Annotated in this window: 14 protein-coding genes; 1 reads left to right on the forward strand and 13 read right to left on the reverse strand. The window is 41.5% G+C overall.

Annotation, left to right across the window (positions count from 1 at the left end):
- Nucleotides 1–21: 21 nt before the first annotated feature.
- The 7 genes from atpA to D3P12_RS01075 form a co-directional block, all read right to left on the reverse strand.
- On the reverse strand, nt 22–1,596 hold the full coding sequence (gene atpA, locus D3P12_RS01040; RefSeq protein WP_118193250.1) for a F0F1 ATP synthase subunit alpha: 1,575 nt from the start codon (nt 1,594–1,596) through the stop codon (nt 22–24).
- A 22-nt stretch (nt 1,597–1,618) separates the two neighbouring features.
- On the reverse strand, nt 1,619–2,155 hold the full coding sequence (atpH, locus tag D3P12_RS01045; protein WP_118193251.1) for an ATP synthase F1 subunit delta: 537 nt from the start codon (nt 2,153–2,155) through the stop codon (nt 1,619–1,621).
- 6 nt (nt 2,156–2,161) lie between these two features.
- Nucleotides 2,162–2,656, reverse strand: coding sequence for a F0F1 ATP synthase subunit B (gene atpF / locus D3P12_RS01050; RefSeq protein ID WP_118193252.1), 495 nt, complete (start codon nt 2,654–2,656; stop codon nt 2,162–2,164).
- A gap of 86 nt (nt 2,657–2,742) precedes the next feature.
- Complete coding sequence (gene atpE / locus D3P12_RS01055) at nt 2,743–2,949, reverse strand: ATP synthase F0 subunit C (protein ID WP_118193253.1); 207 nt, start codon at nt 2,947–2,949, stop codon at nt 2,743–2,745.
- Nucleotides 2,950–2,990: 41 nt separating this feature from the next.
- Nucleotides 2,991–4,130 (reverse strand): F0F1 ATP synthase subunit A, encoded by a 1,140-nt coding sequence (gene atpB, locus D3P12_RS01060; RefSeq protein WP_118193254.1) that lies wholly within the window; start codon nt 4,128–4,130, stop codon nt 2,991–2,993.
- Nucleotides 4,131–4,532: 402 nt separating this feature from the next.
- Nucleotides 4,533–4,778 carry an AtpZ/AtpI family protein gene (locus tag D3P12_RS01070; protein WP_118193256.1) on the reverse strand — a complete coding sequence of 82 codons (246 nt, stop codon included), beginning with the start codon at nt 4,776–4,778 and terminating at the stop codon, nt 4,533–4,535.
- A gap of 11 nt (nt 4,779–4,789) precedes the next feature.
- Nucleotides 4,790–5,659, reverse strand: a complete 870-nt coding sequence (locus tag D3P12_RS01075) for a M23 family metallopeptidase (RefSeq protein WP_157970234.1) — start codon at nt 5,657–5,659, stop codon at nt 4,790–4,792.
- Between the two features lie 250 nt (nt 5,660–5,909).
- On the opposite strand from D3P12_RS01075, the gene D3P12_RS01080 reads away from it, so the two are divergent.
- On the forward strand, nt 5,910–8,147 hold the full coding sequence (locus D3P12_RS01080; protein ID WP_118193258.1) for a penicillin-binding protein 1A: 2,238 nt from the start codon (nt 5,910–5,912) through the stop codon (nt 8,145–8,147).
- A gap of 92 nt (nt 8,148–8,239) precedes the next feature.
- On the opposite strand, the gene hemL is transcribed toward D3P12_RS01080, so the two are convergent.
- The 6 genes from hemL to D3P12_RS01110 form a co-directional block, all read right to left on the reverse strand.
- Nucleotides 8,240–9,601: a glutamate-1-semialdehyde 2,1-aminomutase gene (hemL, locus tag D3P12_RS01085; protein WP_118193259.1), complete on the reverse strand. Its 1,362-nt coding sequence runs from the start codon at nt 9,599–9,601 to the stop codon at nt 8,240–8,242.
- Nucleotides 9,602–9,612: 11 nt separating this feature from the next.
- Complete coding sequence (gene hemB, locus D3P12_RS01090; protein WP_118193260.1) at nt 9,613–10,584, reverse strand: porphobilinogen synthase; 972 nt, start codon at nt 10,582–10,584, stop codon at nt 9,613–9,615.
- A 44-nt stretch (nt 10,585–10,628) separates the two neighbouring features.
- Nucleotides 10,629–12,218 (reverse strand): hydroxymethylbilane synthase, encoded by a 1,590-nt coding sequence (gene hemC, locus D3P12_RS01095; RefSeq protein ID WP_118193261.1) that lies wholly within the window; start codon nt 12,216–12,218, stop codon nt 10,629–10,631.
- A gap of 48 nt (nt 12,219–12,266) precedes the next feature.
- On the reverse strand, nt 12,267–13,502 hold the full coding sequence (hemA, locus tag D3P12_RS01100) for a glutamyl-tRNA reductase (RefSeq protein ID WP_118196920.1): 1,236 nt from the start codon (nt 13,500–13,502) through the stop codon (nt 12,267–12,269).
- Nucleotides 13,503–13,611: 109 nt separating this feature from the next.
- Nucleotides 13,612–15,627, reverse strand: a complete 2,016-nt coding sequence (ispG, locus tag D3P12_RS01105) for a (E)-4-hydroxy-3-methylbut-2-enyl-diphosphate synthase (protein ID WP_205941047.1) — start codon at nt 15,625–15,627, stop codon at nt 13,612–13,614.
- A gap of 21 nt (nt 15,628–15,648) precedes the next feature.
- Nucleotides 15,649–16,374: an EcsC family protein gene (locus D3P12_RS01110; protein ID WP_118193263.1), complete on the reverse strand. Its 726-nt coding sequence runs from the start codon at nt 16,372–16,374 to the stop codon at nt 15,649–15,651.
- Between the last annotated feature and the right edge of the window lie 43 nt (nt 16,375–16,417).

The raw sequence follows: 16,417 nt of genomic DNA on the forward strand, positions 1-16,417 counted from the left end.
TAGTATCGATAAAAATCTATATTAATATTTAGCAACAAGCTCTTTGGCAACCTTCTCTAATACACCGGTTAAGTCATCATTGAACTTACCACTTTTCAACTCTCTAAGAACTTCCGGGTGGCGTAATTCCAACTGTTGTAAGTATTCTTTCTCGAACTCTTTAACCTTCTCTACAGGTACAGTTCTAAACAGACCTTTTACCCCAGCGTAAACAATCGCAACTTGCTTCTCAACCGATACCGGTGAAAACTGTGGTTGCTTTAGTATTTCTACGTTTCTAACGCCTTTATCCAATACTGCTTTGGTAGCCGCGTCTAAATCTGAACCAAACTTAGCGAAAGCTTCCAGCTCACGATACTGTGCCTGATCAAGCTTTAATGTACCCGCCACTTTCTTCATTGATTTAATCTGCGCGTTACCCCCAACACGAGACACCGAAATACCAACGTTAATCGCTGGACGTACACCCGCGTTAAACAGATTCGATTCAAGAAATATCTGTCCATCAGTAATCGAAATTACGTTTGTAGGAATATAGGCAGATACGTCCCCTGCCTGAGTTTCAATGATAGGTAAAGCTGTCAAAGAACCTCCTCCTTTCACCTTGTCCTTCATCGATTCTGGCAGATCGTTCATCGTTTTTGCAATTTCATCATCCGATGTAATCTTTGCAGCGCGCTCCAATAAGCGGCTATGTAAATAGAACACATCTCCAGGATAAGCTTCCCGACCCGGTGGACGACGAAGTAACAAAGATACTTCACGATACGCAACTGCCTGTTTAGACAAATCATCATATACGATTAGTGCCGGACGTCCTGAGTCACGGAAATACTCACCAATCGCAGCACCAGCCATAGGAGCATAGAACTGCATTGGAGCAGGTTCAGAAGCAGAAGCAGCAACTACAACTGTATAAGCCATTGCACCGTTTTCTTCCAATGTCCGAACAATGTTAGCCACTGTTGAATTCTTTTGCCCGATAGCAACATATATACAATAAACAGGCTCACCTGCTTCATAAAATTCTTTCTGATTGATAATCGTATCGATACAAACCGCTGTCTTTCCAGTTTGGCGGTCACCAATCACTAACTCACGTTGTCCACGACCAACCGGGATCATGGCATCAATCGCTTTAACACCTGTCTGTAGAGGTTCGGTTACAGGCTCACGAAAAATTACTCCCGGCGCCTTACGCTCAATAGGCATATCAAAAGTTTCACCAGTAATCGGCCCTTTACCGTCTATTGGCTCACCTAGGGTATTAACAACACGCCCAAGCATGCCTTCGCCTACCTGAATCGATGCAATCTTATTGGTTCTTTTGATGGTATCACCTTCTTTGATTTCGTCAGAGGATCCAAGCAGCACCACACCCACGTTGTCTTCCTCTAAGTTCAAAACGATACCTTTCAGGCCATTTTCAAATTCAACTAATTCCCCAGATTGAACTTTCGTTAAACCGTAGATACGAGCAATACCGTCACCGATTTGCAATACGGTACCTACTTCTTCAAGTTCGGCTTCTGATTTAAAGTTTGACAATTGCTCTCTGAGAATTGCTGATACTTCATCTGGTCTTACCTCTACCATAATTATTTATTAAATGTGTTATTTATTCTGATAAATGCTGTTCTAATTTATTTAGTTGGCCAGCAATACTTGTGTCAATTTGTTTGTCTCCAACGCGAAGAATAAACCCTCCGATCAAATCTGGATTCACCTCATTTGTAAGAATTACTTGATTACCGTAATCTTTCTTAATCAAAGCAATCATTTCTTCCTGATGTTCTTTTGACAAAGGAGCAGCGGAAACAACAGTTGCCTCCACAATTCCCTTTTCACGATTATATTCCGAAATAAACTCTTTTGCCGTTGCGTAAATCACCCCCGCTCTGCCTTTGTTAACTAACAGATCAAAAAAGGCAGCTACAGATTTGTGAGCCCTTTCTCCAAATATCTCTTTCAAAATGCTCGCTTTCTTATCCAATTTAATAATTGGATTTTTCAACACGGCGCGCAAATTAGAGTTTGATTTGATCACATCAATTACCTGTAGCATATCTCCATGAATAGCTTCCAAAGCGTTTTGCTCTTTTGCTAAGTCAATTAAAGATTTTGCATAACGCGAAGCAACTTTAAATTCTGACATAGACCCTTAATTTAACTTAATGTCTTTCAATAGTTCATCAACCAATTTCTGTTGATTGGCCTGATCTTCAAAATTGTTTTTTAACACTTTACGTGCAATGTCCAGCGCTAAACCAGACACTTCTGTTTTAACTTCCGCCAGGGCTAAGGTTTTCTGATGCTCAATTTCCAATCGAGCCTTTTCCAACATTTTAGCCCCTTCTTCTTCAGCAGAAGTTTTAGCATCTAAAACAATCTGATCTTTTAACTCTTTTGCCTCTTTTAAAATCTGATCACGCTCTGCTCGCGCCTGAATCAATAACTGCTCATTTTCGTTTGTCAAGCGAGCCATCTCCTCTTTTGCTTTTTCGGCTGAATCCAACGCTTCCTCAATTGAGCGTTCACGATCGCTAATTGACTTCATTACGGGTTTCCAAGCAAATTTTGTCAAAAGGAATAACAAAACCAGGAATCCTAAAGTCTGCCAAAATATTAAACCAACCGCTGGGGTAACTAAATCCATTGTATATCGTATTAATTAACTATCATTATCACTAAATAGAAAGAATTAATTGGCGGCAATCCCACCAATCAATTCTTCTTTTACTCTTAGTTACCCAAGAAGGCAACAACCACTGCGAATAAAGCAACCGCCTCAATAAGGGCAGCAGCAATAAGCATTGCAGTTTGAATCTTTGAAGCAGCTTCGGGTTGGCGAGCAATGCTTTCCATTGCAGAACCACCAATTCTTCCGATACCAATTCCGGCGCCGATTGCGGCTAACCCGGCTCCAATTGCAGCTAACGTTCCAGTCATTTTAATTTAATTTATATATTTAGTTTAACAATAATGTTCTATTAATGATGCTCTTCAATCGCCATACCTATAAACAGCGCCGATAAAATTGTAAAGATGAAAGCCTGAATAAAAGCTACCAACAATTCGATCAATGAAATAAACAAAACAAAGAGTAAAGATGCGGGAGCAACTGCTACCGACTTAAAAACAAAAATCAGTGAAATCAGCGCCAATACGAGAATATGACCAGCCGTAATATTTGCAAACAAACGGATCATCAAAGCAATCGGTTTAGTAAACATACCGATGATTTCAACTGGGATCATTAACGGATATAACCACCAAGGCACATGTGGTTTAAATATATGTGCCCAATAATACTTATTACCATTTACTGTTGTAATAATAAAGGTAATAGCCGCCAATACCATCGTAACTGCAATATTCCCGGTCACATTTGCGCTACCTGGAAAGAAGGGAACCAAACCCAACATATTATTAAACCAGATAAAAAAGAATACAGTTAACAAATAGGGCATAAAACGCTCATACTTATATCCCAAGTTCGGGCGGGCGATATCGTCGCGTACAAAAATAATAATCGGTTCTACCAGCGACTGGAATCCTTTCGGAGCCTTGCCTTCACGCTTCTTATATGAATTAGCGACACCAATAAACAGAATACACAATACAATAATTGAGAAAAATATCGTAAATACATTTTTTGTAATCGAGAAATCCCATGGTTTCGCGTTCAATACTTCGTGATGACCATCCGCAGCTGTCTCCATTTCCAGATAAGAACCATGTGATTCTACATCTGAAGCATAATAGATTTTATTATGATAACGGGTAAAGCGTTGCCCGTTGCTTTCGACAATTACTTTCCCTTCATTATCCAACTGGAATCTTTTGGAAGAAAATACCGTCAGCCCTTTGTCCGTCCACAAGATAATCGGAAGATGTAAACCTTTCCAATTCTCCCCTTCACCGAAAAAATGAAACTCGTGGGCATCAGCGATATGATGTAAAATAAAACCGTTGATATCAACTTCTTCCCCATCCTCGGTAATCTCTTCATGAGTAGTTTCCTGAGATTGAGCGTCAGCTTGGGCATTTGCAGTGAAAAAAGCGAAAAAAAGTGCGAAAAACGCAATAAACCTTGTACTCCTCAAATTAAAAATAGGGCTGAATTCCATCTATTCCGTGTTTTTACATTTTATTTTGGTCGCGCAAGTTACGCAACAAACAGATAACTTCAAAGAGTGTAAATAAGAAATATATATAAAAAAAATTTCCAGCTAAAACCTTTTGATTATCAGTACTTTTTAAAAGTAACACGAAAACCATCGCTAAGCTGAATATCATCTTCAAAGTAAGCCCTCCCAGTATAGTCAAAACGGAGGTTTGCCCCCCCTTTTTAATACCCAAAAAAGACATTATATAGACAATCGTTGTCAGCACAAAAAGAAAAACAAATAACGGTATATAATATTCAGAAATCAGATCAGCTGCTAAGAAATATTGCAGCGCATATGGACCTACGAAAACGCCAATCGCAAATAGAAAAAAACACACTATAAACTTAGGTATGGTCATTCTTAGGGTTTTTTCTTATTAACAGACTTTATCACCGAATAAAGACTTGAACAAACGCCAACTAAACTCAAGACAGCCGTAAATATGGGTTTCTCATTTCCCTGCCATGCATCGATCTTATATCCAATAAAAGTAAACACACCAATAATGGCAATCATCTGAAAGCCCAGACCGGAATAGTAGGCATATCTACTTAGTTGATTTCCTTTGCCTTCCTGTTCAGTCGATCGTCTATCCTTATTAACCATTTCAGTTTAAATTAAAATGTTATGTAGTTTTCTGCATTGACCGGATTCCCATGATGCCACAACTCAAAATGCAAATGGGGTCCGGTTGTCAACTCCCCTGTATTACCAACCATCGCAATCACTTCGCCGCCCCTCACAAAGCTTCCAGCTTTCTTTAATAGAACTGCACAATGCTTATATACGGATATCAAGTTGTCAATATGTTGGACAATAATTACATAACCCGTTGCGGGAGTAAAAGAAGCAAAGATCACATGACCATCTAATGTTGTTTTTATCGGTTCATTCAGCTTCGTAGCGATGTCTGTAGCGAAATGCTGCGTATCTTCATCGTAATGAGCACTCACAATTCCCCTAACCGGACTATAAAATGTATACGACGAGATCCCTCTCTCGTCTACGATAGCATCCAAATTTCGTGTGCTCGTTCCCGACAGCAACAAGTCTCTTAACACTTGTTCATCCTCAGAAAGCTCTGTAGTCCGAGCACTTTCCACGGGTTTTTCAGCTTCTTTGTTCTCACGTGCAACAGCTTGGTCCATAGTTTCACCAACTTCCCCGGTCAATACACCCTGTATATTCTGTAAATAGAGATCATTCGCGTCGACCAAACGACTTAAGGAATCGATACGACTGTAAGCATCCACCAGATTTCGGCGACTCTCATTATAGTCAGTCATAAAATATTCCTTCAATGGGCTATGGCGGGCAAGAAGCAATACAATAAAAAGAACAATCATCATAAAAGCAACCAAGGAGCTTATGAGAATCCATAAGGGGGCTTTGATCGATAGTTTTTCCTTAAAACTCGCGTCCTGCAACAACTTAATCTGATACCTTCGTTTCAGTGCTTCAACGAGTGCTTTTACTTTTCTTTTCAATGAATGCTTTTTCGATTGTTTGAATTTCCTGCAAATATAAGGAAATGCTTTAACCATTTAACGCTCAATATACTCAGTGAATCACGATCATTACAATAAGGCACCGATATCCTATTTTGTAAAAAAATAAAAGACCGTATCTTTGACGCATAAATAATAGCGCATGGCAATTTCGATTAAAATAGGCACGAAATTAGCTATTACCGATATGTCCAATAAGTGGATTTGATAAATAACGTCCATAGTTTCAATGCAGCGAAAAACAAAAAACGATCAATTATCCAAAGAGGATAGCAAACGCTATACTCGCAATTTTTGGAAAATAATAATAGGGGCTGTCGCACTTGGCTTCCTTTTTATCTTATCTGTTAGATTGGGACTGTTCGGCCCGCTCCCCTCATTCAAAGAACTAGAGAACCCAAAAAACAACCTCGCCAGTGAAGTTATTTCAGCAGACGGAAAGGTTTTGGGGAGTTATTACGCACAAAACAGATCAAACGTCACCTACGAAGAACTATCACCCAATCTGATCAATGCGCTGATTTCGACAGAAGATATCCGATTCTACACACATTCAGGTATTGATTTCAAACGTACTTTTACCATTATTTTTTACAATTTAGTTGGTAAACGCCAAGGGGCAAGCACGATTACACAACAATTGGCTCTTAATCTTTTTTCTGAAGGTCGTTCCCGAAATACCTTTAAACGAATTATACAGAAATTCCAGGAATGGATAACCGCCGTTCGTTTAGAACGGAACTATACCAAAGAAGAGATTATCACTATGTATTTTAATACCGTAGACTTCGGTGCTTATAATACCTACGGCATCAAATCTGCGGCTCGTACTTATTTCAGTACAACACCGGCTGAACTGACTGCCGAACAAGCTGCGGTTCTAGTCGGGATGCTTAAAGGAACAACACTGTACTCCCCAATAAAAAACCCCAAGAACTCTTTTGCACGCCGAAATACAGTTCTCGAAAATATGCGCAAAGCTGGTTTTGTTTCACGACAGGAAGCGGACGAGCTTAAAGCGAAACCGTTGGTCTTAGCCTTCAATCCGGTTAGCTACGGCGAGGGTTTAGCACCTTATTTCCGGGCTACCCTAAAAGAGGAACTTAAAAAAATATTTGAAGAAACTTCAAGGACAAAAGCAGATGGCACGCCTTATGACTTGGATCGAGATGGTCTGAAGATTTATACCACGATCGACTCGCGCATGCAACGCTACGCGGAAGAGGCACAAAGAGAATGGCTACAAAAACTCCAAGAACAATTTAACCGGGAATACCGTAACCGTGACCCATTTGCTAAATATCAGGTTCTGCTTGATCAAGGTGTCAAGCAATCAGGGCGGTATTGGTGGTTGAAGCAGAACGACGCATCAGAAGATGAAATCACGGAAAGCTTTAATACGCCTACTGAAATGAGCATTTTCAGCTGGAAAGGTGAGATTGATACCCTGATGACACCGATGGATTCTATTCGCTATCACAAACTGATTCTTCGCAACTCGGTGATGTCCATGGAACCGCAAACAGGTCATGTAAAAGCCTGGGTGGGTGGGATCGACTTTGAACATTTTAAATACGATCAAGTAAAGGTAGGTACTCGCCAAGTCGGCTCAACGGCAAAACCGTTTACTTATGCTGTTGCGATAGACAACGGTTATTCTCCTTGTTATAATGTGCCGAACCAACCCATTACGATTGGCAACTGGACACCACGCGGAGAATCTATCGGAGGGCCAATAAACCTTCGAAAAGCTTTAGCTCACTCTCAAAACTTTGCGACGGTAGATATTATGCAACAGGTTGGCCCCGTTCCTGTTGCCAATCTTATCAAGAATATGGGAATTACCAGCCCCGATCTAAAGCCTGTACCATCCATTAGCTTGGGTTCGTTTGATGCATCACTCTATGATATGGTGGGTGCTTATTCTACCTTCGTGAATCACGGAGTATGGACGGAACCGACTTATGTTTTGAGAGTGGAGGACCGGAACGGGGCGGTCATTTACGAACATAATCCGAAAATATCAGTGGTTCTTAACGAGCAAACTGCCTATGTCATGGTAGATATGCTCCGAAGTGTTGTGGATGAGGGAAGTGGCCGCCGTATCCGTTGGATGTTCAACTTCACAAACCCGCAAGGCGGAAAAACAGGTACGACCAATAACAATTCGGACGCCTGGTATATCGGTATAACGCCAGACTTGGTAACCGGCGTGTGGACTGGCGCTGAAAACCGGGCGATCAGTTTCAGCTCAACAGCCATCGGTCAGGGTGCCAATGCAGCCTTGCCGGTGTACGCACTTTATCTCCAGAAAGTATATGCCGATAAGGTACTACAATATACACAAGGCGACTTTGAACTGCCAAAAAATGGATTGCAGGTTGAATTAGACTGTAGCCAGTATCATAATCAGTATTATCAAGGGGAAGAAGAGCCAGAAAGCATTGAAGACCGCTTAGGCTTCTAATCATCGGTCCCCGGCAAAAATTATCTTTCAAACAATAAAGGCTAGAATTTCAGTTCTAGCCTTTATTGTTTGATCAGCATATTAACCGAATGTTATCTAAACACGACTTCTAAACTTTCAAAGATAGCCCGCTTGGTTTTTTCCAAATCTGTTTTCGTATGTGCGTGAGAAACAAAGCCTACCTCATAACCCGATGGACCAAAGTACACACCACGGTTCAACAGCTCACGATGCATTACTTTATATTTTTCCATACTTGCCGGATCGATATCTGACGCAGCCCGAATTGCTTCCTGATCCGTAAAGGCAATCCAAAAAATAGAACCTACCGAGAATATCTTTACCTTATAGTTCTTTGCAAGTACAAAACGACGAAGCGCCTCTACGAACTCCTTCGTCTTATTATTTAATGATTTATAGACACCACTCTTTAAGACACTCAGCTGCGCGATACCCGCCGCCATAGCAATCGGATTACCGGACAAAGTTCCCGCCTGATAAACACCGCCATCCGGAGAGATATAGCTCATAATTTCACTAGAAGCACCATAAGCGCCCACCGGCATTCCACCCCCAATAATTTTTCCATACGTTACAATATCCGGTTGAATATCATAATATGCGGCAGCACCCTCAAAACCCAAACGAAATCCCGTAATAACTTCGTCGAAGATCAGCAGAGCCTTATTTTCCGTAGTAATCGCGCGGAGATATTCAACATACTCCTTCTCCTGAATCAACAATCCATTATTGGCTGGGATACCCTCTATAATAATGGCCGCCACTTGATCTTTAAACTGTTCAAAAGCCGTCTTTACCGCTTCTTTATCATTCAGTGGAATAACAATGGTTTCGTCAGCAAAGCTTTTAGGAACACCCGCCGAAGAGGTTTCTCCAAACGTAACCAAGCCCGAACCAGCTTTAACCAACAACGAATCAGAATGACCGTGATAACAGCCTTCAAACTTAATAATCTTGTCTTTTCCAGTATAGCCCCTCGCCAACCGAATAGCAGACATCACGGCCTCTGTCCCTGAACTAACGAACCTGATCTTCTCGAGATAGCGATTGTTTTGCAAAATCAATTCTGCCAACTCATTTTCCAAAACTGTTGGCGCTCCAAAGCTCAACCCGTTCTGCAAAGCAGCCGTTACGCTCTCCCGTACTTTTTCATTGTTATGACCCAAAATCAGTGGCCCCCAGGAACAACAGAAATCAATAAACTCATTGCCATCTGCATCCCAGATATGGCAACCATCTCCTTTTTCTATAAACAAAGGAACACCGTGAACTGACTTAAAGGCACGCACAGGCGAGTTTACTCCGCCCGGAAAATACTGTTTAGCCTTTTCATATAGCTGTGCTGATTTCTCCCTGGAAATATCAGGTTTAGATCCGTCATGAAAACCGCCCGACTCACTCGAGGAAAACATCTTTTTAATAGAATCAATCATTGTTTATTTATTTATTCCAACCAACCTTTTTCAACCAAGTCACGTGCATGGTAGGTAATAATAATATCTGCTCCAGCTCTGGCAAAAGCATACATATTCTCTAAAACCAACGACTTTTCGTCGATCAAGCCTTCACGCGCACCAATTTTCACGATCGAATATTCACCTGAAACATTGTATGCTGCCAACGGTAAAGACGTACTTTCTTTCACCTCTCTGATTACGTCCAGATAAGCCAATGCGGGCTTCACCATTAAGATATCTGCCCCTTCATCTTCATCCAGTAAAGCTTCGCGAATGGATTCCCGAGAGTTGCGGTAGTCCATTTGATAGGCTTTCCGATCGCCCGACGACGGAGATGAATCCGCCGCCTCCCGGAAGGGTCCGTAATAAGCAGATGCAAACTTCACACTATAGCTCATAATTCCAACTTGCTCAAATCCATTTTCATCAAGCAAATTCCGGATACCGGCTACTCGACCGTCCATCATGTCTGACGGAGCCACCATATCGGCACCTGCCCTTGCATGAGAAAGCGCCATCTTCGCCAACACTTCGACGGTTTCATCGTTTTGTACATAACCGTCTTTCAGAACCCCACAATGTCCGTGTGTTGTATAAGCACATGCACATACATCCGTAATGATATAAATGCTATCTTGAAACTCTTTTTTCAAAGCCTCAATTGCTTTCACCACAATTGAATTATTATGATAGCACGATGATGCGTCCTCAGTTTTCTCTTCCCCAACACCAAATAACAGAACCTTCTCAATTCCCAGATCCAGACCCTTTCTCACATCTTCAATCAACGTATCAATCGAAAAATGGTAGATGCCGGGCATAGCCTCTATTTCGTGTTTAATGCCTTCACCGGGCATAACAAAATAAGGATATACTAACATATCTTTTATCAATCTTGTCTCGGCTACCATATTCCTGATAATGGCATTGCGCCGCAATCGTCGTGGTCTTATAATCATGATCGTAATTTTTTAAATTTTCAAAACTGCCTTATGAAGACACCCTATAACGACAGGGCAAATACAGCTTCAGCCAAACCAATTTCATCCGGTGAATAAGGCAAGGTATAGGAAACACCATATTCTTCCAATTTCTTTCCCGTTGAATAGCCAATACTGATTACCTTCTGTCCCGGGTCGATTAAGTTATTTGCAAAATACGCATCCACATTGCTCGGGCTTGTAAAAATTAGAACATCAGCATTTGTCTTAGAAACATCGTCTGCCAGAACCGTTTCATATACAGGCAGGTCGATAACTTTTATATCTTCGGTCATCTGGCTTTGGATAGTCCGGTATGAACCCTTCGCACATGGAAATAATACTGTTGTATTTGGATTCATAGCTGCAAATGCCCTACCAATCTCTTCCGTGTCAATTCCTTCATCCTGTCCAGTATAAGATACTTCGCGCCCATACTGTTTTAACATGGCTTCAGACCCTCTACCCACAACAGCAAATTTCGTTTTCTTACTTAATCGTGGTTCCAAACTAAAGAAATTTTCAATGCCATTCTTACTATTAAAGAATATCCAGTCTACATGCTTCAATATAAACGGATCAAGACGGTTGATTATCGGGTAAATCCGAATAAGCGACTCACCTTCTAAGGTAATATTATGCTTCTTTAACGCTTTAGACAGATAGCTATTTTCATCGATATCACGACTGATAAAAACACTGCCCGGTAGTTTCCGTTCCTTGTTGGTGTAGATATCAAATATTTTCTCAGCCAGCCCTTCGGTGCTTTTTGCAGACATAAAAACCCGATCAGGGAAATGATTGCTCGTCTGTGCCATGGCCGTCCACACTTCAAACTGACCATTCTCAAAACGGCAATAACAGCCTAAAGGTAAGTGACATCCTCCATCAAAAAGATTTAAAACCTTACGCTCCACAGCGATCGCTTCCTGAACCGCCTCCACATTAATCTTCTTTAAAATCTCCTTAAGCTCCTCATTATTTTCGTTGATCTGTACCGCCAATACCCCCTGTGCGGGCGCCGGCACAATCTCTGTTGGATTAATTACTTCAATATGGAACTCACTGAGATCGATCTGAATCCTCTCAACCCCTGCCTTGGCTATCATAATCGCATCGTAATTCTCGTCACGAAGTTTTTGAATTCGGGTATTAATATTTCCTCTCAGATCCTCAATCTCCAAATCTGGCCGTAAAGCCAACAATTGTGATTTCCGTCGGTTCGAAGAAGTACCAACAATAGCATTATGCTTTAATGCTAGTTTCTTTTTTGTATCAACGCAATCTTTTAAAATCAGTAGCAACTCAGAAGGATCCTCCCGTTCAGAAACAGCTGCAATGATAAGTCCCGGAGGGTTCGTCGTTGGCAGGTCTTTATGGGAGTGAACGGCAATATCTATTGAACCGGAAAGAAGTTCTTCTTCAAGCTCTTTGGTAAAGAAGCCCTTCCCCTCTAACTTGTCTAAGCGCAGATGTTGAATATGGTCGCCCTGGGTTTTTATGACTTTAAGTTCAGCTTGATATCCAAACTCCGCTAACCGATCTTTTATATGATTGGCTTGCCAAAGCGCCAGTTCACTGCCCCTAGTTCCAATAGTAAAAGTTTTCTCCACAGTAATCTCCTTAAATAATAAAGTAAACAGACGCTAAAATAACAGAAATTATTCTATCTCGCTATTCTTTACCAAGATCTCTTTCGCCATAACCATGGGGACGCTAATATATTTCTTCTCAAGATAATTTACTACCTTTTCTAACACCGCTCTTGAATTTTCATCTAACGAACCTACTTCACGGGCAAAAACGGTATTCAGCGCAAAAGAGTTGATCTCTTTAACTTTTTGCGGCACTTCGCGCATGGCGAGTTCTACTTTGCGCTGTTTTAATAACGGCAGAAACTCTTGTATATTCTCGTCGATGATCCGCTCAGCATGCACCAGCTCTTCGTACCGATCCTGAAGGTTTTTATTAGCGATTGATTGTAGGCTGCTCACTTCGATGTAATTTATCGCATTGTTCTTGAGCACATCTTCCGAGATATCATTTGGAACAGCTAAATCAATGATCGTTTTCTTACTATGATCGTCACCAATCAATTTTTGGTAAATCTCATTGGTGATAATCGCTTCCGTAGAACCGGTACAAGTGATCAGTACATCAAAACCTCCCCTATAGTTTTCCAACTCAGATAATGGATATGCTTTACCATTTAGCTCTTTCGCTAAAGCCTCGGCCTTTTCTACAGTGCGATTAAAAACAATAAATTCCGAGTCTTTATGTTTCTGGATGTACTTAGCGATGTTTTGATTGGTTTCTCCTGCCCCCACAATTAGGAAGCGCGGATTTTCTACCAGACCTAAATCACGCAGGCTACGATAAGCTAAAGACACAACAGAAATTGGCTTCCGCGAAATATCTGTTCTTGTGTATACCTCTTTGGCGGTTTTCACCAGTTGATTCATCAGCATACGCATAAAATCGCCCGTAAAACCAGCCGCCCTGGAACGTTCATATGCTTTTCTTACCTGTGCCAATATTTCTTTCTCACCTACAACCAGGCTTTCCAAAGAACAAGAAATACGAAACAGATGGTTAATGGCCTCTAAGCCCTCATATGATTCCAGTTGCGATAAAACCGGACTAAACTTGCACTCGGGAACGGAAATACTAAGAGCTTCAAAGAAACGTTCTTTGAATTCATCGTCAAGTTTATTCTCATCGTAAAAAACAAATTCCACCCGATTACATGTTCCGATATAAAAAAGTTCACTTGTTTTTAAGATGTTTTTTAATTGCAACAACTTCGGATCCAACTCCTCATCACAGATCACTAGGTTACCCAGATCCTTCAGATCCACATTTTTATGCGTATATGCAATTACTTTAAGATTTTTCAAGGTATTGTATAGTGCTTTTAAAACAGCTACAAAAATAAACAATAAGGCACATGCCCATTGTCAATTGTTTGTAAAACAGCTATATTTAGAACGTTTATAAATAGAACAACTACTTAACATCCTCAGTGTCAACCCACTTACCATCCTCCCTGATGATCTCGATCAATTCATCCAACGCGGCACTTGTATCAACATTCTTCTTTACTACCTGTTTACCTCTGTATAAGGTTATTTTACCAGGGCCGGCCCCGACATAGCCATAATCAGCATCTGCCATTTCTCCTGGCCCATTGACAATACAACCCATGATGCCAATTTTCAGCCCTTTTAAATGATTGGTCCGGCTTCGGATCAATTGGGTTGTTTCTTGTAGGTCGAAGAGCGTCCGACCGCAGCTCGGGCAAGAAATATATTCTGTTTTTGATATTCTAGAGCGGGTTGCCTGCAAAATCCCGAAAGAAATCGACGCAACATGGTTCAGTGCTGTTGACGGGGAATCGATCCAAATCCCATCCCCATAACCTTCAGTCAGCAAACCGCCAAAATCGGTGCCGGCATAAATCTGCAACTTAGATACCGGCTCTTCAGGGCTCTCCAACTCACCAACAGGCCCATTAAACTCGTCGGGGTTATAACTTCTTTTAATAATAACCGGAACATCGATCCCCAGCTCTACCAGCTTACAGAAAAACCAACGCTGATCTGCCATTCCATGCTCATGATCGGTCTCCAATACCAATACCAACGATTTATCAAACTCCAGTTCCCCAAACAGATCTCCATCAATATCATCTGTATTGATAGCAACAAGGTTCATCTGCGGATCACGTTCTTTGGCCGATACATACTCCGCTAAGCTAAATAATGGATGGATATTCGCTCGATTCACAATATCCTTCCATACCTGAAAATCATAAACCTGTTTTAGGTTGGCAGGCATCGTAAATGAAGGCAACTGATCAGCAAGATAAACAAAATCGACTGACTGCTCGCCCATATGGTATTTGTCCAGTAAAACATCGTAACGATAGCCTACTGCCTTCAGAATAAAAGGATCTTTTAGGTTTTCTCTCGAAATATCCGCTACTACCCTCGGAACCTGACTGCTGCCGATAAAATTGTTCACATCCGCCGTCTCACGTCGCAAAGAATCTCGCGCCGGCAAGCACATCTCCTTAAACGAAGTGAATGCTTCTGGAGAAACTTCATTACGTCTACGCTGCTCATAGCGGTTGACCATCGCGATCGCCACCGGTGCTTCCAACTCCGGCTCTTCTGTTAATGAAACCCGTACCGTATCTCCCAAACCGTCTTCTAGTAGCGTTCCGATACCGACGGCCGATTTAATCCGGCCATCTTCACCGTCTCCCGCTTCCGTCACCCCCAAATGCAGCGGATAGTTCATCCCCTCTCCGGTCATCTTCTCAACCAACTGCCGGTAAGCCTGGATCATCACTTGTGGATTACTCGACTTCATCGAAATGACCAAATTATAAAACTTCAGATCCTCACACATACGAATGAACTCCATAGCCGACTCAACCATTCCCTCTGGTGTGTCGCCATAGTGACTCATGATGCGGTCCGACAAAGAACCATGGTTCGTACCGATCCGCATGGCCGTACCGTACTCCTTACAAACTTTTACCAGCGGAGCAAATTTCTTATAAATACGCTCCAGCTCGTTTTGATATTCAGCCTCCGTATAGCTTAACTCATTAAATTTCTTTTTATCTGCATAATTACCCGGATTAATCCGCACTTTCTCAACAATCCGGGCAGCCACTTCCGCAGCGTTCGGTGTAAAATGGATATCAGCAATTAAAGGAACCTTGCAACCCTGTAGTCGCAATTGTTTTTTTATCTCAGCAAGATTATTCGCTTCTTTAATGCTCGGGGCGGTAATACGCACATACTCACAGCCAGCATCCACCATTTTCAACGTTTGCTCAATGGAGCCTTGCGTATCCATGGTGTCAACCGTTGTCATGCTTTGAATACGAATGGGATTATTAGCTCCCATCGGCACATCACCAATATGAACTTCGCGAGTCTGGAACCGCGAATAGTGTATCAGGGAATTACAATAAACCCCGGGAAGCTTTTTACCAACTGTCGTATCCATATCCGTTATTATCCTACAAAGTTAGGAAATTCCCTTGAAGTGTCGCATACGATAACTATTCATCGCTACCTTCCCCAATTGTTTTACTAACTGATAGTTAGCAACCGCACCAACGGCCGCTCCAATGATTGGAATTAATTGTGCCAGTTTAGCCAAATCGATATAATCTCGATATTCCTGCTGAAAGGTTCTCCAGTCAAAACTCTCCACATCTTCCGGCAGATTTTCACTGTAATGCTCCCAGTCAGCTACAATCTTATAAACCTCATTGCGTCCTTGCTGACTTGAGAATGTCAACTGAAATATGTACAGGATAAATAAACGCTCTTTAAAGTCTTTTACGTTATAGCCATAAAGCGCAGCAACTTCAAAAAGCATCTTCATCTTAATCGCCAGAAAGGCAGGAAAATCAACAAAGCCCATCACCAAACCACCTGCGCCGGTCACCGCACCTTCTACGGAAGCTGTCTTTTGGTAAAACTTGATTTGCTTCTTTACATACGCCTCCTGTAATTGAAAAGACGCATCCACTTTCGGTTTCGGCGTGATGTATTTCGTCCCAAACAAAACTCCGTTCACCATCTTTTCAATAGCATACGTAATTCCCTGGTGAACTTTTTCAGGAATCATGCTATTCAATTTTACTTGCACTTTCTTAGTCAGCCGATTCGTAATGGAGGCTTTTTTCTGCATCTTCATTTGCCAATAAGACAATTCGGGCCAGATGCGTTCTTCATAGGGAGTCATATACAAATAAACATAATTTTTACCAAGACTATCCTACAAATAC

It is taken from the genome of Pedobacter indicus (assembly GCF_003449035.1).
Lineage (GTDB): Bacteria > Bacteroidota > Bacteroidia > Sphingobacteriales > Sphingobacteriaceae > Albibacterium > Albibacterium indicum.

Coding starts and splice junctions, on each gene's coding strand:
- hemL (WP_118193259.1), bottom strand. CDS start 9,601: ATGATTGATTCTATTAAAAAGATGTTTTCCTCGAGTGAGTCGGGCGGT.
- atpE (WP_118193253.1), bottom strand. CDS start 2,949: ATGACTGGAACGTTAGCTGCAATTGGAGCCGGGTTAGCCGCAATCGGC.
- hemB (WP_118193260.1), bottom strand. CDS start 10,584: ATGATTATAAGACCACGACGATTGCGGCGCAATGCCATTATCAGGAAT.
- D3P12_RS01070 (WP_118193256.1), bottom strand. CDS start 4,778: ATGGTTAATAAGGATAGACGATCGACTGAACAGGAAGGCAAAGGAAAT.
- D3P12_RS01110 (WP_118193263.1), bottom strand. CDS start 16,374: ATGACTCCCTATGAAGAACGCATCTGGCCCGAATTGTCTTATTGGCAA.
- atpH (WP_118193251.1), bottom strand. CDS start 2,155: ATGTCAGAATTTAAAGTTGCTTCGCGTTATGCAAAATCTTTAATTGAC.
- atpF (WP_118193252.1), bottom strand. CDS start 2,656: ATGGATTTAGTTACCCCAGCGGTTGGTTTAATATTTTGGCAGACTTTA.
- atpA (WP_118193250.1), bottom strand. CDS start 1,596: ATGGTAGAGGTAAGACCAGATGAAGTATCAGCAATTCTCAGAGAGCAA.
- ispG (WP_205941047.1), bottom strand. CDS start 15,627: ATGGATACGACAGTTGGTAAAAAGCTTCCCGGGGTTTATTGTAATTCC.
- atpB (WP_118193254.1), bottom strand. CDS start 4,130: ATGGAATTCAGCCCTATTTTTAATTTGAGGAGTACAAGGTTTATTGCG.
- D3P12_RS01080 (WP_118193258.1), top strand. CDS start 5,910: ATGCAGCGAAAAACAAAAAACGATCAATTATCCAAAGAGGATAGCAAA.